This window comes from Sphaerisporangium aureirubrum (genome assembly GCF_042658925.1).
Classification (GTDB): Bacteria; Actinomycetota; Actinomycetes; order Streptosporangiales; family Streptosporangiaceae; genus Sphaerisporangium; species Sphaerisporangium aureirubrum.
In genome coordinates this window covers 121,328-139,726 of record NZ_JBHSRF010000010.1, presented here as the reverse complement: position 1 = coordinate 139,726, position 18,399 = coordinate 121,328, and the positions used below count along the sequence as shown (strand labels likewise).

Here is an 18,399-nt window from a genome sequence, read left to right as displayed (position 1 = left end):
GGAGATGACTCCTGCCCCAGTGGTCCCTAAAAGGGACGATAAGAACCTATCCGGGGGATCTTGATGAAGGGGCTGTATATGGCAAGCGCCTATGAGCTTGGACAAGGGTGGCGATCCGGGCGGGTCATTGATCACCACGAGGGGAACTGCTGGTGGAAGCGGTCCAATGGGCCGTGGCCCAGGCGTTGAGAGAGGTCCAGTGTGAGGTAAATCACATGTTGTGCGGTACACCGCCCGAGACGGATGAGCGTCGTGGGGCGAATGGGGCCGCACAGGGCGCAGGGCCCGGCGCGAACGCCGGGCCCTGCTGGGTGCTGCTGCGTTCTAGCGGAGCAGAACGTCAGGCCTTGGTGACCAGGTCACCGTCGGCGGTCACGATCTTGCCGGACCAGAGGTTGGCGGCGGACTTGTAGATCGCGTAGGTCTCGCTGTCGAAGTACGGCGAGGTGCTGAAGTCGATCCGGCCGTTGCCGTCAGCGTCACCGATGAGGCTGGTGACACCGTTGATGTAGCCGAGACGCTTGGTGCTGCTGTACTTCAGGATCCAGGGGCCGCCCGACGAGCCGGCGGTCATGGAGCACTTGAGACCGATCTGGGCCTCGGCCTTGAACTTCGCGGCCGGCTTGGCGGCGAAGGTCTTGCCGTAGCACCACTTCGGCGTGACACCGGTGAACGGCTTGTCACCGTCGGGGTGCGGGGCCGCGGGGTAGCCGAACACGAAGACCGGCTGGCCGACCTTCTGGTTCCAGGTGAAGCCCTGGCCACCGACGTTGTCGCCCAGGCGACCGGCGTCCTTGTACAGCTCGACGATGAAGACCGTCTTGAAGTACTTGGTGGTGCTGCTCTTCTTCACCTTGTAGGCGATGAAGTAGTGCTGGATGGTGAAGGCGCCATCCACGATCTTCTTGTAGCCCGGGCCGGGGTACGCCTTGTAGGTCGCCTCGTCCACGATGTCGGCCGGGACCTCGGGGTAGCTGAGGTTCTTGGCCTGGTGGAAGTTGGCGTTCTGCGGGATCGCGACGGCCTTGTCGTACTCCTCCTTGGTCACTTCCTTCGTCGCGGTGTCCGCGCCGGGGGTGGCCCAGGGAACGACGATCTCGCTGCCGGTGGTCTTGGCCCAGCAGTCGACGGTCTCGCCGCCGTGCTCGTCAACGCACTTCTTGTACTCCGCCTCCGTGATCTCCACGTCCTTGGCGTACTTGTAGCCCTGCCACTTCTCGTACGCGTCCTTGGAGACGACCTTCTCGCCGGAGTAGGCGATGCCGTTGTAGACCGTGACGAAGGCGTAGTCGCTGTCGAAGTCCTCGTACACCGCGAGGTCGTAGTGGGTGTAGGCGGCCTTGCCGACGTAGATGCCCCACGGCGCCTTGCCCTGGTAGTAACCCGGGACGAACACCCAGTTGTCCAGCGCGCCGGCCTGCAGGCCCTCGTCGAACACGCAGTGACCCGCGGTGGCGACCAGGTTGCGGTACTTGGACTGGACGGAGGAGCCGGAGCACCAGTACTCCTTGTCCCCGACGGTGAAGAACACCTTGCCGATGGTCTTCGGCAGGTTGACGTTCTTGACCTTGGTCGGGGTGACCTTCTCCAGACCGGTGGGCGGCACGGTGCCGGACTTGCCGTCGGGAGCGGCGTCACCGCCGCCGAGCTTGACCTTGCCCGACACCTGCGAGTCGCTGGTGTACTGCGCGGCGGCCTTGAAGTTGGCGCCACGGTTGCTGCTCCAGTAGTCCGCGACCTTCTGCGCGCCGCTGGAGGAAGCCAGGCTCACCGTCTTCTTGGTGGGGGCGGTCGTCGCGCTGGCGGAGGAGACCAGGGTGGCGCCGATCATGCTGGTGGCGGCGAGGGCTCCGCCCAAGGGGAGGGCGAGACGCTTGACTCGGGTGTTCAAGGAAACTCCTTGGGCTGTCGTGGAACGCATCTTGCGTGCCATGCGTCAGTAAAGGGATAGCCATGAAGATACATAGGGGATCTTGGGCTGTACGCCCCATTGGCTATGTATTTTCGGCCTTGCCGGTGCGTGACCCTTTCGTAACCTGATCACTGGATCAGTGACGCCGGCCGCCGGACGCCGACAGCGAGGCTTACTCGCAGATCAGGCAGTATGTGAACCGAGTGGTTCGAATGTGGTCAAAGTGATTTGACGGTCTCGTGGACCCGCGGCAGTGTGACGCAGATCACACTCGATCGATGGAGCCGAATCGGGGCCTCGTTACGTCTAAGCGCCCCACAGGCGGTCCAGCCGGCCGGAAACACCCCTGCGCGGCCCTCAGCGGCGGCCTGCGCGCCGTGCGCGGCTCGCCGGGGGACACGGGCCGCTCCGTGCGGATCGCCCCGAAGGCGCGGACGTGGCGCCCTTCCACGCGAACGGCCCGGAAACGCCGACAGGGCCCGGCGCGAACGCCGGGCCCTGCTGGTTAACGCTGGTACTACATCACACCGCTGAGCTCTAGCTGGCTAGAACGTCAGGCCTTGGTGACCAGGTCGCCGTCCTTGGTGACGATCGAGCCGGACCAGAGGTTGGCGGCGGACTTGTAGATCGCGTAGGTCTCGCTGTCGAAGTACGGCGAGGTGCTGAAGTCGATCCGGCCGTTGCCGTCAGCGTCACCGATGAGGCTGGTGACACCGTTGATGTAGCCGAGACGCTTGGTGCTGCTGTACTTCAGGATCCAGGGGCCGCCCGAGGAACCGGCGGTCATGGAGCACTTGAGACCGATCTGGGCCTCGGCCTTGAACTTCGCGGCCGCAGCGGCAGCGAAGGTCTTGCCGTAGCACCACTTCGGCGTGACACCGGTGAACGGCTTGTCACCGTCGGGGTGCGGGGCCGCGGGGTAACCGAAGACGTAGACCGGCTGGCCGACCTTCTGGTTCCAGGTGAAGCCCTGGCCACCCACGTTGTCGCCGAGGCGACCCGCGTCCTTGTAGTACTCGATGTAGAAGACCGTCTTGTAGTACTTGGTGGTGCTGGTCTGCTTCACCTTGTAGGCCACGAAGTAGTGGGTGATGGTGAAGGCGCCATCGACGATCTTCTTGTAGCCCAGGCCGGTGTAGGCCTTGTAGGTCGCCTCGTCAACGATCTCGGTGACGGGCTTCTTGAACTTGGCCTTGTGGTAGTTCACCGGGCTGTTCTCGGAAGGAGCCTTGTCCCAGTCGTCCTTGGACACTTCCTTGTAGACGACAGTGCCGCCCGGGGTGGTCCAGGGAATGACGGTCTCGGCGCCAGTGGTCTTGGCCCACGCGTCGACGGACTCGCCGCCGTTCTCGTCAACCTTCTTCTTGTACTCCTCGAACGTGATCTCCACGTCCTTGGCGTACTTGTAGCCCTGCCACTTGTCCCAGGCGTCCTTGGAGACAACCTTCTCGCCCGCGTAGGCGATGCCGTTGTAGACGGTCACGAAAGCGTAGTCGCTGTCGTAGTCCTCGTAGACGGCCAGGTCGTAGTGGGTGTAGGCGGCCTTGCCGACGTAGATGCCCCAGGGCGCCTTGCCCTGGTAGTAGCCGGGGACGAACACCCAGTTGTCCAGGGCGCCGTTCTGGAGGCCGTCGTCGAACACGCAGTGACCGGCGGTGGCGACCAGGTTACGGTACTTGGCCTGAACCGAGGACGCGGAGCACCAGTACTCCTTGTCCCCGACGGTGAAGAACACCTTGCCGATGGTCTTCGGCAGGTTGACGTTCTTGACCTTGGTCGGGGTGACCTTCTCCAGACCGATCGGGGGCACGGTGCCGGCCTTGCCGTCGGGGGTGGCGTCGCCACCGCCGAGCTTGACCTTGCCCGACACCTGCGAGTCGCTGGTGTACTGGGCGGCGGCCTTGAAGTTGGCGCCGCGGTTGCTGCTCCAGTAGTCGGCGACCTTCTGGGCGCCGCTGGAGGAGGCCAGGGACACGACCTTCTTGGCGGGGGCGGTCGTCGCGCTGGCCGAGGTGACCAGGGTGGCGCCGATCATGCTGGTGGCGGCGAGGGCTCCGCCCAGCGGGAGGGCGAGACGCTTGACTCGGGTGTTCAAGGGAACTCCTTGGGCTGGCGTGGAACGCTTCCTGCGCCCCATGCGTCAGTAAAGGGATAGCCAGAAGATACAGAGGAGATCTTGTCGGCGGTAACTGGAAACCGAACCATTTTTGGTGCCGGTCCGGCCGTGATCTGCTCGTGACTTGTCGGGCTGTCGACTCCGGCTGTCAGAAGCGGCCGGGCCACCCCTGTTCCCGCAGATCACACCATGTGTGGGCAGAATGGGGCCAATGTGACTTGAGTGAACCGATCCGGTGGGCGTCCACGGGAGTGTGACGCACATCACATCGGATCGAGGGAGCCGAATCGGGGGGTGGCTACGTCTAAGGGCTCGGTCACAAGATCGAACCCGACGCGACGGACAGCCCTTCTGGGGGGTCCTCCGGGGACTTCGGCCGCGCGGCGGAAGTTTTCTCCCCGGGAACGGGCCAAATCACGAGATTTCGGTCGTCCGTGCCGCCCGCACCCCGCCAGGAACGACGAAAGGCCCGGCGATCGCCGGGCCTCGTCAGTGGTTCCAGGGGTGTCAGTCGGTCTTCTGCCGGGTCGCGTAGGCGTACACCTGGTAGGTCGCCGTGTTGAAGTACGGCGAGGAGATCCCGTCGTACTTCCCGTCGCCGTTCAGGTCCCAGGTGAGGCTGTTCACGCCGTTGAGGTACCCGAGGCGCTTGGCGCCGCTGTACTTGATCAGCCAGGGGCCGCCGCTTGCCCCCGCGGTGAACGCGCACTTGCCGAACAGCACGCCGCCGTCCAGCTCCCACTTCTGCGTGGAGATCTTGCTGGTGGCGCGGGTCAGGCACGACTCCATGCGCCGGCCGGTGAAAGGCCGCGTGCCGTCGGGATGCGGACCGGCCGGGTACCCGAACGCGTACGCCGCGACAACATGGCCGCGGTTCCAGGCGAACCCCTGCCCGCCGACGTTGTCCTCCAGCCGCCCGGTGTCCACCACCTTGTAGACCGGCATGCCCTTGGCGTCCTTCTTGGGCGTGCCGTCGGGGTTCTTGTCCAGGTCCCACCGGTAGCCGTGGTGCACCGTGACGAACGCGTAGTCGAAGTCGAAGTCGCCGGTCGCGGCGTACCTCTCGTTGAGGTGCAGCGTGTGACCGACGTAGATGCCGTACGGCGTGGCGCCGTCGCCGGTGTAGGCGGGGATGAACACCCAGGACTCGACCGGCTTGGCCTGCTTGACGTCGTAGGCGCAGTGGCCCGCGGTCGCGACCAGGTTGCCGTACCTGGGGGAGTGGAGGGACGAGGCCGAGCACCAGTACTCGGCGTCGCCGATCCGGAAGAACACCTTGCCGACGGTCGGCGGGAGGTTGACGTTCCTGGAGGTGAGGCTCTTCGGCGCGGCCTTCGGCGGAACCACCCCGTTGAGCGTTGACGCCTTGCCGTTCGCGGCGGCGAGGATGCCGCCCACCTCGGCCGCCGCGGGGCTCGTCGTGGACGCCGAGGCGGTGGGACTCGGGCTGGATCCGCCGCCGGACGAGGTGCGCGGAGCGTAGCTGCTCGCGTGCTTCAGCCGGTCGGGCGTCCACCAGTCGACGACCTTCTGCTTGTCCGCCTTGCTCTGCGCCAGCGCGACGGTGGTGATGCCGTCGGGCGCGGATGCGCTGGAGGACGCCTGCGCCGGTCCCGGGACGGCGGAAAGGATCACACCGGCGGTCGCCAGCGCGCCGCTCAGCGTGAGCATGATCCGCTTCGCTCGGGAGGGCATTCGTACCTTCCAGTGATCAAATACATGGGACACAACAGTGAAGGGCGATTTTTCCAGACTGGGCACCCTTATACACGTGACTTGGTGTTGCTGGGTTCACTTCGTTATGGGACGCGCCCCTGGATGACGCCGGTGGGGGGCCGGGTCTCGGCCCGGCCCCCCACCTCACCACACCCGCGTCAGCTGCTCGTGGAGAGCTTGCCGGTGTACAGGTTGGCGGCGTACTTGTAGATGCCGTACGTGTCGCTGTTGAAGTACGGCGTGGTGATCCGGTCGTACCGCTGGTTCCCGTCGGTGTCGAGCGTGAGGCTCACGACGCCGTTGAGGTAACCGGTGCGCGAGGCGCTCTTGTACACGATCAGGAACGGACCACCGGTGGCGCCCGGGGTGAAGGCGCACTTGATGCCGATCTGCTCCTCGGCCTTGTACTTCGGCACGGCGGGCGCCGCGGACGTCTGGCCGTAGCACCACTTCATGGTCTCGCCGGTGTACGCCTTGTTGCCGTCGAGGTGCGCGGCCGTCGGGTAGCCGAAGGCGAACTGCTTGGCCGTGGTGCTGCGGTTCCAGGTGAAGCCCTGGCCGCCGACGTTGTCGCCGAGACGGCCGGCGTCCACCAGCTCCTTGATGTAGAAGACCGTCTTGTAGTACTTCTTCGTGCTCGACTTCTTCACCCAGTACTTCACGTAGTAGTGGGTGATGGTGTACGCCGAGTCGACGATCTTCTTGTAGCCGGGGCCCTTGTAGTTCTTGTAGGTGGCCTCGTCCACGATCTCCGTGGAGGTCTTGGCGGGTGCCTTGGAGTAGTTGACCTTGGCGTTCCAGGCCGGGGCCTTGTCGAACTCCTCCTTGGTCACCTCCTTGAGCACCTTCTCGCCACCCGCGGTGCCCCACGGCAGGACCGTCTCGCTGCCGGTGGTCTTCGACCAGCAGTCGGCGGTCTCGCCGCCGTGCTCGTCGTAGCACTTCTGGTACTCGGCCGCGGTGATCTCGACGTCCTTGGCCCACTTCGGACCCTTGTAGGCGTCGAAGGTCTCCTTGTTGACGACCTTGTCACCGGTCTGCTTCACGCCGTTGTAGACGTTGACGAACGCGTAGTCGTAGTCGTAGTCCTCGTACACCGAGAAGTCGTGGTGCAGGTTGACCTTGGCGCCGACGTACACGCCCCAGGGCGCCTTGCCCTTGTAGTAACCGGGGATGAAGACCCAGTTGTCCACGAAGCTGTTCTTGTCGGTGTCGTACACGCAGTGCCCCGCCGTGGCGACCAGGTTGCGGTACTTGGACTGCACGGACGTGCCGGAACACCAGTACGGCTTGCCGTCGACCTGGAAGAACACCTTGCCCACGTTGGTGGGAAGGTTGACGTTCTTCGAGACGCCGGCCGTCTTGCCGCCCGCCCCGATCGGGGCGACCGACCCGGCCTTGCCGTCGGCGGAGGCCTTCTGGGTGCTCTTCTTGAGGTTGCCGGAGTGCGTGGAGTCCTCGAGGTAGTTCTTCGCGGCCTTCAGCTTGCTCGGAGTCCAGCTGCCCGCGATGGCCTTCGCGCCGTTGCTGGACACAAGCGAGCCCGTCTTACGCGGCGCCGGCTTGCTCTCGGCCTGCGCCGAGGTGCTGAGGGTCGCGCCGATCATGCCGGTGGCGATGATCGCGCCACCGAGAGGGAGGATCAGACGCTTTGCTCGGGAGTTCATTGAGCTCCTTCTTTGTCATGGGATGCCCGGGAAGGTCCCATGAGTGGGTAAAGAGACAAGCCAAGACCGTACTCCGGCGATCTTGCCTACGGACCCCCAAACCGGACAAAAGGTATGGTCCGTTATCGCCTTGTTATGAAACCGGTGGAACCGGAGAGATACCTGATGCGTCCAATTTCGCTCGTTGATCAGGTCCGGAGCATCTGACCAACCCGCGGACGCAGGGGGCCGGCGACCACCCAGCTCAAGCAAGATCGGGGACACCAAATGCGACCGCACCGACTCCTTCTCACCACCTGCGCCCTCACCCTGGCCGCCACCCACCCCGCCACGGCCCACACCCCCCGAGCGACAACCTCCCAGCCCTCCGGATCGACCGCCGCCCACTCCTCCGGAGCGACGGCCGGCCACGCCGCGGCGGCCGGTGTCAGGGGCGGAGTGACCGGTGCTCGCCCCTCCACCCCCGGCGCCCGCCTGACCGTCCCCGACCTGACCCGCCTCACCAAGCGCCGCTCCGTCCTCACCGCCGCCCTGGCCGCCCGCAAGGACATCCGCCGCGCCCTCCTTCTCAGCGTCGCCAAAGGCGAGTCCCCCACTCCCGCCGACCACGCCGTCCTCCTCCAGTGCGCCCCCGCCTCCGGCACCCACCCCAAGGCCGCCGACGCCTGCCGCCTCCTGGAACCGGTCTCCGCCGACCTGAACGAACTCAACGCGAAACCCGACCAAAAATGCACCACCGAATACGATCCGGTGACCGTCTACGCCTCCGGCCTATGGGACACCCAGCGCCTGAGCTATGAACACACCTTCGTCAACCCCTGCGAACTCCGTGCCACCACCGGCGCCGTCTTCGATCTCGGCACCCGCTGACGTATCGCGCTCCAGGGAATTTCCCGCTCGTTTTTATTGCTCCCTGGAAATTCCTGTCCGGTTGAAGAATTGCTCCGGATATATGTCATTAATCCTTCGATCGATCCTTTGACCTGCTTGAACTCCGCCATGAGCGTCTGGCTCGTCCCGAACCTCGTGACGACTCTCCGTGATTCCTTCCTGAGCCGAGTGAAGTGTGATGCAGATCACACTTGTAATGACACCGGTAGCTGCATACGTTTCAGGTCATATTTGTTGGCCGGATTCTTGCACTGGCCTGCGGGGAGCGATTTTCTTTCACGGGGCTCAAGGGGAAATCAATGCGCCGGTTATGGTCGCGTGCGTCGTTACGATTTGTCATCCCGGTTCTCGCCGCCTCGGCGGTGATGATTTCCGGAGTCGGGGTACCGGGAGAACTGACGCCGAAGGCCACGGCGAAGGCCGCGGTCCCGCCGGAGACACTGATCTCCGCCGCGGACGTGCGAACGCCCGTGCAGGAGGCCGGTACCGCGGCCGGACGTTCTCACGCGGTGCCCGCCGGGGTCACCGCGGAGAAGGCCGCACCGTCGACATCGGCCCGCGATCCGGAGCGCCCGGAAGGCGCGCTGCCGCTGACCACGCGTACCCCGAGGATGAGTCCTTCCGAGCACTTTCCGCCTGAGGTGCGCAAGCGAAGGGCCGACGAGATCCGAAGGCTCCGGGGGCTGTCCGCGGGAAACGACCCCCTGAAGGCCCGCGCGGCCGAGACCCGGGAACAGCACCAGTTGCGGTCCGGCGCCGCCTCGTCGGCCCCGCCGCCGACCCTGTGGTGGACGTACCCGAACGACGCGGGTTCGGTGACGTCCACGACCCCGATCGTGGCGGCGTACGGGACCTCGGCCGTGCCGGCTCCGCTCGACCCGGTGGTCTACGACTTCATCGTGTGTCCCGTCAAAGCCGAGGTGCCGGATGAGTTCGAGGACTGCGCCTTTTTGCCGAATGTAGGTGGATTTGGTGCCGCTCCCGTGGGGGCGGTGCAGGTACCGCCGGGCTACTTGAAGTGGGGCCAGGAGGCCTGGTGGTACGTCCAGGTCTCCGATATGGAGGGCGGCCACATCACGTCCGAGTGGCAGCGGTTCACCGTCATGGTTCCCCAGCCGCGCATCAACGCCGACCTCGCGAAGAGTTCCCACGGCCGGGAGTTCAACGCCCTGGTGGGGAACTACACCTCGTCGGTGACGGACGCCTCCGTCGCGACGGCCGGCCCGTCGCTGGACGTCACCCGCACCTACAACAGCACCGACCCGCGCGTCGGGATCTTCGGCACGGGCTGGTCGACACAGTGGGACACCAAACTGGTGCCCGAGCCCGAGAGCGGAACGCTGCTGCTCACCCGTCCGGACGGATCGCAGGTGAGGTTCGGCGACAAGGGCAACGGGACGTACGCCTCACCCCGGGGGCTCTACTACACCTTGGCCACCGTGAGCGGGGGTGGCTGGCGGCTGATGGACAAGTCCGGGATGTCCTACATCTTCGGCGCCACCGGCCGGTTGACCCGGCTGGCCGACGGGCGCGGACGAGGCGTGGACCTGACCTACGGCACCGGCGGCAAACTCGCCACGGCGACCGCCGTCGGCGGCCGCTCGCTGACGTTCACCTGGACCGGCTCCCACGTGACCAGCGTGGCCACGAACCCCGTGGCGGGCCAGCCGCTGGCGTGGAACTACACCTACGACGGGGACAAGCTGACCAAGGTGTGCGGGCCAGGCAGCACGTCGGCCTGCACTCAGTACAGCTACGCCGACGGCTCCGCCTACCGCAGTACGGTGCTCAACTCCGTTCCCCTGCACTACTGGCGGCTGGGCGAAGCTGCCGTGCCGTTCGCCACGGACGAAGGATTGGCGCAGTCCCTGGCCCAGTACAGCGGGTGCTGTGCGACCGGTGTCCCGGGTGCGCTCGCCGGCTCCACCGACACCGCCGCGTCGTTCTCCGGGTCGTCGATCAGCTACGTCGATCTCCCGGAGAACAGCCTCAACCTGCTGGGCGGGCGCCTTTCGGTGGAGGCGTGGTTCCGGACCAGCACCTCCGGCACCATCCTCGGGTCACAGGACACGCGTTTCTCGAACGACCTCTACGCCAACTACATGCCGGTGCTCTACGTCGGCACGGACGGAAAGTTACGCGGCCAGCTCGGGGGCGAGACGCCGATCACGTCCACCGGCACGGTGAACAACAACGCCTGGCACCACGTGGTCCTGTCCTCCACCGGCAGTTCGCAGATCCTCTATCTGGACGGCGCGGTGGTCGGCACCAGATCCAGTTTCGTCGAGATGAGCAACCAGCAGTACGCCCAGATCGGCAACGGCCAGACCTCGTCGAGCTGGCCCGCGACCACCTCGACCCCGGCCAAGTTCCCCTTCACCGGCCGCATCGACGAAGTCGCGATCTACGACAAGGCGCTCAGCGCCACCCAGGTCCAGGAACACTACGCCGCCCGTCTCACCACGCCGCAGCTCACCACCGCCACGCTCCCCTCCGGCCGCACCTGGGCGAGCAACACGTACGAGTCGGTGAAGGGCCGCCTGAGCACCCACGTGGACAACAACGGGGGGACGTGGCAGGTCGGCCAGATGACCTACGACCCCGACACGGCCGACTATGTGATCACGGTCACCGATCCGCACAACGGCACGCTGAAGACGAGCTATGACCAGGCTTACCAGCGCATCCAGTCGGTGACCGACCAGCTCGCCAAGAAGACGCTCTTCGAATACGACACCGGCGGTTTCCTCGCGAAGACCACCGATCCGAACGGGAACGTCACCGAGCTCACCCACGACGAGCGTGGCAACGAGCTCAGCATGAAACGGTGCCGGTCGGCGGGAAACTGTCAGACGACGTACGCCGCGTACCACCTCAACACGTCCGACCCCTTCGACCCGCGCAACGACCAGATGACCGCGTACCGGGACCCACGGTCGAGCGGCCCCACCAGCAACACGTACGCCACCAAGTGGGAGTACACCGCCTTCGGCGCGCAGTCCAAGGAGACCACCCCGGCCACCCTGGACTTCCCCCTCGGCCGATCGACCGTCTCCGCCTACACCGACGGCACCGAACCGGCCATCGGCGGCGGCACCACCCCCGCCGGTCTCCTGGAGACCTCGACCGACCCCAAGAACAACCAGCGCACCTACGCCTACACCGCCGCCGGCGACCTGGCCCGGGTCACCGAGCCGACCGGCCTGGTCACCACGTACGGCTACGACGCGATCGGCCGCAGGACCACTGCCGCGCAGGTGTCCGGCGGGCAGAACACCGGCACCACCACGTACACGTACGACACCTACGGCCGCCTGTCCAAGGTGACCGGTTCCGGGGTCCACAACGACATCAGCAACGTCACCCACACGCCGGAGACCGGCTACACCTACGACGACGACGGCAACAAACTCAGCGAGACCCTGACCGATCTCACCGGCGGCGACCCTGCCCGGACGACCTCCTACGAGTACGACACCTACGGCCGGGTGGAAGAGGTGACCGGGCCGGAAGGCGGGACGCGCCAGACCACGTACGACCACAAGGGCAACCTGACCAGCACCACCGACGCCGCCGGCGCCGTGCACGCCTACGCCTACACCCCGCGCGATCAGGCCGCCACCGTCACCCTGATGGGCTGGACGGGCAGCCCGCTCGCCCCGCAACCGGCGCAGAACGTGGTCATCCGCTCCTACGCCTACGACGACGGCGGGCGGCTCGCTTCCCAGACCGACGCGCTCGGACGTAAGACGCGATACACCTACAACGGCGACAACTCCCTCGCCAAGGAGATCGCCGACCAGGTCAAGCTCAACGCGTCCAACACTCCCGTCGACGTGGAGCTGACCTCCTCCACCTACGACGCGGCCGGGAATCTCACCCGGCAGGACGCCGGGGGCGGCAAGACCCGGGTGGACTACGTCTACGACGCCGCGAGCCGCATGACGTCCTCCACCCTGGACCCCACCGTCTTGGCCAGGAAGGCCGCCTACACCTACGACGCCAACACCAACGTCACCAAGACGATCTGGACCGCCGCCGGGACCAGCCGCACCGAGCAGGAGTCCTACGGGTACGACGCCGGTGACCGCCTGATCGAGCGGACCGTGGAGAACGGCGCCACGGACCTGAAGACCACGTGGACGGTCGACGACCGCGGCCTGCCCACCGAGGTCACCGACCCCCGGGGCAACGCGGCCGGCGCCACCCGCCTGGACTACACCACCCTGATCAGCTACGACACGCTCGGCCGCACAATCAAGGCCGAGGCCCCGCCGGTGAGCGTCGAACGCGGCGGCCCCGCCGTCACCGAGCGTCCCACCTCGCGCGCCGGCTACAACACGGCGGGTGAGCAGACTCACCAGACGGCCCCCGAGGGCAGGAGCGGCGTCACCGCCTACGACCGCGCGGGCCGCGTCACCTCGGTCACCGGCACCCCGTACACACCGCCGGGCGGCACACTGCTCACCCCGCAGACCTCGTACGGGTACGACGCGGCGGGCCGGATGATCTCGGTCACCGACCCCCGGGGCAATGTCTCCAACGCCGTCTACGACAAGCTCGGCCGCCAGGTCCGGGTGACCGACCCGCCCGCCACGACCGGCGCGACCCGCGGCAACTGGGACTACACCTACACCCTCACCGGCGAGCCCTTGTCGTCCACCGACCCGACCGGCGCCCGCACCGAGGCCACCTACGACGGCCTCGGCCGCCAGGTGACCTCCACCCAGATCGAACGCAAACCGACCGCCGCCGCGCTCGTCACCAACTACGAGTACGACACGGCAGGCAACCTGTTCGCCGTCAAACGCCCCGCCGGCAACCGCACCTCGGCCGTGATCAACGCCGCCGGAGAGGTCACGAGCCGTACCGACCCGCTCAGCCACGCCAGCTCCTTCACCTACGACCTCGCCGGCCGGATGACCAAGATCACCGACCCGCTGGGCAACGCCACCACCGCCGAGTACGACCTGGCCGGCCGCCGCACCGCCGTCAAGGACCTCAACACCACCGGCACCGTCCAGCGCACCTATGGCTTCGCCTACGACGCCGCCGGCAACCTCGTCGACGAGACCAGCCCCCAAGGCCACGTCACCCACCGCACCTTCGACGCCACCGACCAGCTCACCCAGCTCGTCGAGCCGGTAACGGCCTCCGCGAACATCACCACCTCCTTCGGCTACAACGCCGCAGGCGAACGCACCCGCACCACCGACGGCCGCGGCAACGCCGCCTTGGCCACGTACAACACCCTCGGCTTGGTTGAGTCCCGCGTCGAACCCTCCACCGCCGCGCACCCCACCTTCGCCGACCGCACCTGGACCTTCGCGTACGACGCCTCCGGCAACCAGGTGAAGGTCCTCCAGCCCGGCGGCGTCCAGATCACCAACACCTACGACAACCTCGACCGCCTGGTGACCGAAGCGGGCACCGGAGCCGAAGAGCCCACGCAGACCAACGCCTTCGCCTACGACCTGGCCGGCCGCCGCACCACCGCGGGCGACCTGGCCCTCACCTTCAACGACCGCGGCCTCCTGCTGAAGACCGCCAAGACCGGCACTCCCGGCGACCTGTCGTCCTTCACCTACGACGCCAACGACCGCCTGGCCCAGCGCACCGACGCCGCAGGCACCACCACCTTCACCTACGACAACGCCGACCGCCTGCAAACCCTGGCCGACCCCTTGACGGCCACCACCCACACCTACGGCTACGACAACGCCGACCGCCTCACCAGTCTCGACTACGGCAGCACCCGCCCCAAACGCACCTACGCCTACGACACCATGGACCGGCTGACCGGCGACACCCTGAAAACGTCCGCCGGCGCCGCCATCGCCTCCATCACCTACGCCTACGACCTCAACGACAATCTCACCACCAAGACCACAGCCGGCACCGCCGGCGCAGGCGCCAACACCTACGCCTACGACCGCAGCAACCGCCTGACCTCCTGGACCGCCCCCGGCGGCTCTACTACGGCCTACACCTGGGACGACTCCGGCAACCGCCTGACCGCCGGCTCCAAGACCTTCACCTACGACGCTCGCAACCGCTTGACCTCCGGCGACGGCACCACCTACACGTACACCCCTCGAGGCACCACAGCCACGGAAACCAAGGCCGGCACCACCAAGCTCCTGAAGTTCGACGCCTTCGACCGAATGCTCAGCGACGGCGAATCCTCCTACACCTACGATGCCCTGGACCGCGTCTCCTCCCGCACGGAAAGCGGCACCACCAGCCGCTACCTATACGCCGACCTGGCCAACGACATGGTAGCCATGACCGACGCCGGCGGCACGATCCAGTCCAGATACACCCGAGGCCTGACCGGCGAACCCATCGCCATCTCCGACGGCACCGGTCCCAAGTTAGCCCTCACCGACCTCCACGACGACGTGGTAGGCACCTTCACCCCCACCGCGACCGCACTGTCGGCCTCAACCGCTTACGACCCCTTCGGCGAGAAGACGGCTCAAACCGGCATCTCCCCCTCTCTCGGCTACCAAGGCGAATTCACCGACCCCACCACCGGCAAGGTGAACATGCACGCCCGCTGGTACCGGCCCCGCACCGGCACCTTCGCCTCCCAGGACACCCAGACCCTCTCCCCGATCCCCTCGATCCGTTCCAACCGCTACACCTACGCGGACGCCTCCCCTCTGACCGGCACAGACCCAAGCGGCCACATGACCATCCCCGCCAAGGATGATCCCAATGCATATCCAGACAGAGACGACCCCTGGGGCCCGCGAGACAAGGACGGAGTGCCGTACGGCTGCTATGACGATTATTGGGACGGGTCCGCCGTGGGTCGTGCGGCCGACTATCCGTGCACGCCTCTGCCGACGAAGCCTCCCCCTCCCCGGAACAACAACGACGAGTCACCGATGGAGCACAAGTGGGGATACAAAAACAATAACGGCGGTGGCGGCAATAACGGTGGCGGAGGGGGAAACAACGGCAACCCGCCCCCCAAGCAAAAGCTCGACTGTAAGAAGGGCCCCCAAAAGGGCTTCTGCGACCCCCCGCTCTCGTCCCGCCCCACGTGCAAGAACTTCAAGAAGTGCTCGACCGAACCTAATGCCGGTGAACCCGAAGCCCTGGACTGCACTTTCAACTCACCGGACCCGGAGTGCCCGCCCGAGAGACCCGATCTGATCCACTGTGTCGGGTGTGAAGATCCGCCTCAGTCGCCGTCGCCCCAAGGTGAGCCCGACGAAGATCTGATCGACAGACTGCCTGAACCGATCATCAAGATCCCAGGTATCAACACTCCGCCTACTATCAACCCGGATATGCCCGAGTGGTACAACTGCCTGGCCTATGGTTGCGATCCCAATGGTTCCGACTGGCGAAGGTTCTGGAACGGGGCAGGCCTGTTGGCCGGCGCGGAGTTCGGTGGAGCCCCCTCTCTCAGAGCGCCCCGGTCTCCTCGCGTCCCCGTGCCGCCACGCCGTTCCCCGAACCAGAGACCTTGTAACAGCTTCGTGCCCAGCACCTCGGTTGTGATGGCCGACGGCACCCACAAGCCAATCGAAGAAGTTCAAGTAGGCGACCTGGTCTTGGCCACGGATCCCTCCACCGGGAAGACAGCTCCTCGAATGGTCTTGGGTTTGATCGTAGGTGACGGTGACAAGAGCCTGGTGGAAATAACTACGCGACCCGTGGGGGCCAAGACCGGCTCCACCGGGATGGTGGTCACCACTGATAGTCACCTGTTCTGGCTGCCTAGACAACGTGCGTGGTTCCCGGCTGCTCAAGTGGGTCCTGGCATGCTCCTGCAGACTAGTACCGGTGCCTACGTTCAGATCACCGGCGTCCGGAAGTGGACTGCTGATCAGCGCGTTAACAATCTAATCGTCGCGGGTATGCACACCTACTATGTCGATTCAGGGGCAGCCGGTGTTCTGGTGCATAATGGTCCCGATGACGGTGTAGGTGAAATAGTCAGAGATCGAGGTGTCCGCATCATCATCCACTCGAATGATCATCCGCCTCCTCATGCTCACGTGCGAGGTGGCGGGCCGGAGATAAGAATCGGCCAAAACGGAAAGCCGCTAGAGGGAGACGGGGAGTTGACGAAATTGCAACAGGAAGTGGTTGAGGACAATATCAGGACCATCCGCAATAGCGTCAGGAACAGTATGCGTCGATACCGTGGGTGCTGATATGGCCCCATCGACCCGTGCACACCTGCGAGACCTGGCCGAGCAGGTAGGCTCGCAGGTGGGAGATCTCAACGATGAGCATGAACGCTGGCGATTGTACAAGCTGGCTATGGATACTCCGGCGGCTGTCCCCAGCCTATTCGATTGCCTTGCCTTGGAACGCGACCCGGCGGTCCAATCAGCGGCTGTTGTGATGATGATAGAGCGGATCGAATCCGATCAGCGGGGTCGATGGGTGGACTTGCTGCCGAGAGAACACATGGAATTTGCGCGGACACGCATGAGGGAACTCGCCAAGCTGGACGAACTCCGTAGCGGAAATTACAGCGCCGAGCGTATCGCCAGGGAAGTCGCGAACTGGTCGAACTGGCTTCAGTTTGGCGCTGTGAAATACGCCTCGGACGAGACTGTTCTGAATGTTCTTGCCGAAAATGGCCGGACCAAGCGGATCAGGAACATGGCCGTCCAAAAATCTCGGCACAGATCTGATCTCTGATGGCTGGTCGAGCTGGACCCGGCTTGTCGGCGCAGTTGCCGGGTGTGGGTTTAGGGATTCACCACGGACGATTATGGGGCGATCGGAAGAGTGGCAAAATTAAATGGTTGCTCCCGTGGACGACCTGGCCGTTGTGCACTTTTACTGCGGATGAGCCGTGGCCGTCAAATCTTCCAATCGATCTGGTGGTCGTCGCGTGGCTCAGGTGGCCAGTTCCGTGATGGCTTTCAGTAGGCGGTCGACGTCGGATTCGTCAGTGTAGGGGGCTATGCCGGCGCGGATGGCGCCGGTGTCGCCGAGGCCTAGCCAGCGGCTGCATTCGAGGGCGTAGAAGTGGCCGGCGGGGGCGTTGACGGCGCGGGTGGCTAGGAACTCGTGGGCCTTGGTGGGGGGGATGTCGTCGATGGAGAACAGGGTGGTGGGGGTGCGTTTGCGGGTTGGGGAGCCGTGGGGGTGTACGGCGGGGATATTGGACAGGCCGAGTTCCAGGCGGTCGAGCATGGACTGCTCGTGGTGCTCCAGTTCGGTCATCGAGCGTGTCAGGCGGTCGCGGCGGGGGCCGTCGCCGGGGACGAGTTTCGCCAGGAATTCGACGGCGGCGGTAGTTCCGGCGAGTAGTTCGTAGGGGAGGGTGCCGTGTTCGAAGCGTTCGGGGACGGCGTCGGTGGCGGGGAGGAGTTTGTCGGGGTGGATGGTTTCCAGGAGAGCGGGGGAGGCGGCGAGGACGCCTAGGTGGGGGCCGAGGAACTTGTAGGGGGAGCAGGCGTAGAAGTCGGCGGACAGAGTGGTGATGTCTACGGGGGCGTGAGGGGTCAGGTGGACGCCGTCCACGTAGAGCAGGGCGCCGGCGGCGTGGACGTGGGTGGCGATCGTGGGGACGTCCGGGCGGGTGCCCAGCAGGTTCGAGGCGGCGGGGACGGCGACCAGGCGGGTGTGCTCGCTGAGCAGGGCGGTGATCGCCTCGATGGGGAGTTCCCCGGTGTCGCGGTCGAAGGGGGCCCAGCGGATGGTGGCGCCGCGTGACTCGGCGGCGTGGACCCAGGGGCGGATGTTCGCGTCGTGGTCCAGGCGGGTGACGATGACCTCGTCGCCGGGGCCCCACTGCTTGGCCAGGGTGCGGGCCAGGTCGTAGGTGAGCTGGGTCATGCTGCGGCCGAAAACGATGCCTGACGGTACGGCTCCGAGCAGGTCGGCCATCGCGTGGCGCGCCTGTAGGACGATGTCGTCGGCGCGGCGTTCGGCGGCGGTGCGCGAGCCCCGGTTGGCGACGGCCGAGCGGAGCGTTTCCGCGACCGCGTCGGCGACGGTGTCGGGCACCTGCGTGCCTCCGGGGCCGTCGAAGTGCGCCGCTCCTTCGTTCAGTGCGGGAAACCGTTTCCTTACCGCTGCCACGTCATACATCGCGAACCCTCCCGAATGCCTACATA

At 65.8% G+C, this 18,399-nt stretch carries 8 protein-coding genes; 3 read left to right on the top strand and 5 right to left on the bottom strand.

All coding sequences use genetic code 11. The annotated features are described in order from the left end of the window. Nucleotides 1-340: 340 nt before the first annotated feature. The 4 genes from ACFP1K_RS10550 to ACFP1K_RS10535 form a co-directional block, all read right to left on the bottom strand. Nucleotides 341-1,891, bottom strand: a complete 1,551-nt coding sequence (locus tag ACFP1K_RS10550) for a trypsin-like serine peptidase (protein WP_380749848.1) — start codon at nucleotides 1,889-1,891, stop codon at nucleotides 341-343. A gap of 574 nt (nucleotides 1,892-2,465) precedes the next feature. Further along, nucleotides 2,466-4,007, bottom strand: coding sequence for a trypsin-like serine peptidase (locus tag ACFP1K_RS10545; RefSeq protein ID WP_380749845.1), 1,542 nt, complete (start codon nucleotides 4,005-4,007; stop codon nucleotides 2,466-2,468). Between the two features lie 528 nt (nucleotides 4,008-4,535). After that, nucleotides 4,536-5,723: a trypsin-like serine peptidase gene (locus tag ACFP1K_RS10540; RefSeq protein WP_380749842.1), complete on the bottom strand. Its 1,188-nt coding sequence runs from the start codon at nucleotides 5,721-5,723 to the stop codon at nucleotides 4,536-4,538. A 179-nt stretch (nucleotides 5,724-5,902) separates the two neighbouring features. Continuing rightward, complete coding sequence (locus ACFP1K_RS10535) at nucleotides 5,903-7,411, bottom strand: trypsin-like serine peptidase (RefSeq protein ID WP_380749839.1); 1,509 nt, start codon at nucleotides 7,409-7,411, stop codon at nucleotides 5,903-5,905. Nucleotides 7,412-7,678: 267 nt separating this feature from the next. On the opposite strand from ACFP1K_RS10535, the gene ACFP1K_RS10530 reads away from it, so the two are divergent. The 3 genes from ACFP1K_RS10530 (at nucleotide 7,679) to ACFP1K_RS10520 (ending at nucleotide 16,972) form a co-directional block, all read left to right on the top strand. Beyond that, nucleotides 7,679-8,281 (top strand): SSI family serine proteinase inhibitor, encoded by a 603-nt coding sequence (locus ACFP1K_RS10530; protein ID WP_380749836.1) that lies wholly within the window; start codon nucleotides 7,679-7,681, stop codon nucleotides 8,279-8,281. Between the two features lie 662 nt (nucleotides 8,282-8,943). After that, nucleotides 8,944-16,476, top strand: coding sequence for a LamG-like jellyroll fold domain-containing protein (locus ACFP1K_RS10525; RefSeq protein ID WP_380749833.1), 7,533 nt, complete (start codon nucleotides 8,944-8,946; stop codon nucleotides 16,474-16,476). Between the two features lies 1 nt (nucleotide 16,477). Further along, nucleotides 16,478-16,972, top strand: a complete 495-nt coding sequence (locus tag ACFP1K_RS10520; RefSeq protein WP_380749830.1) for a hypothetical protein — start codon at nucleotides 16,478-16,480, stop codon at nucleotides 16,970-16,972. A 201-nt stretch (nucleotides 16,973-17,173) separates the two neighbouring features. On the opposite strand, the gene ACFP1K_RS10515 is transcribed toward ACFP1K_RS10520, so the two are convergent. Beyond that, nucleotides 17,174-18,373 (bottom strand): cysteine desulfurase-like protein, encoded by a 1,200-nt coding sequence (locus tag ACFP1K_RS10515; protein WP_380749827.1) that lies wholly within the window; start codon nucleotides 18,371-18,373, stop codon nucleotides 17,174-17,176. Nucleotides 18,374-18,399: the final 26 nt, after the last annotated feature.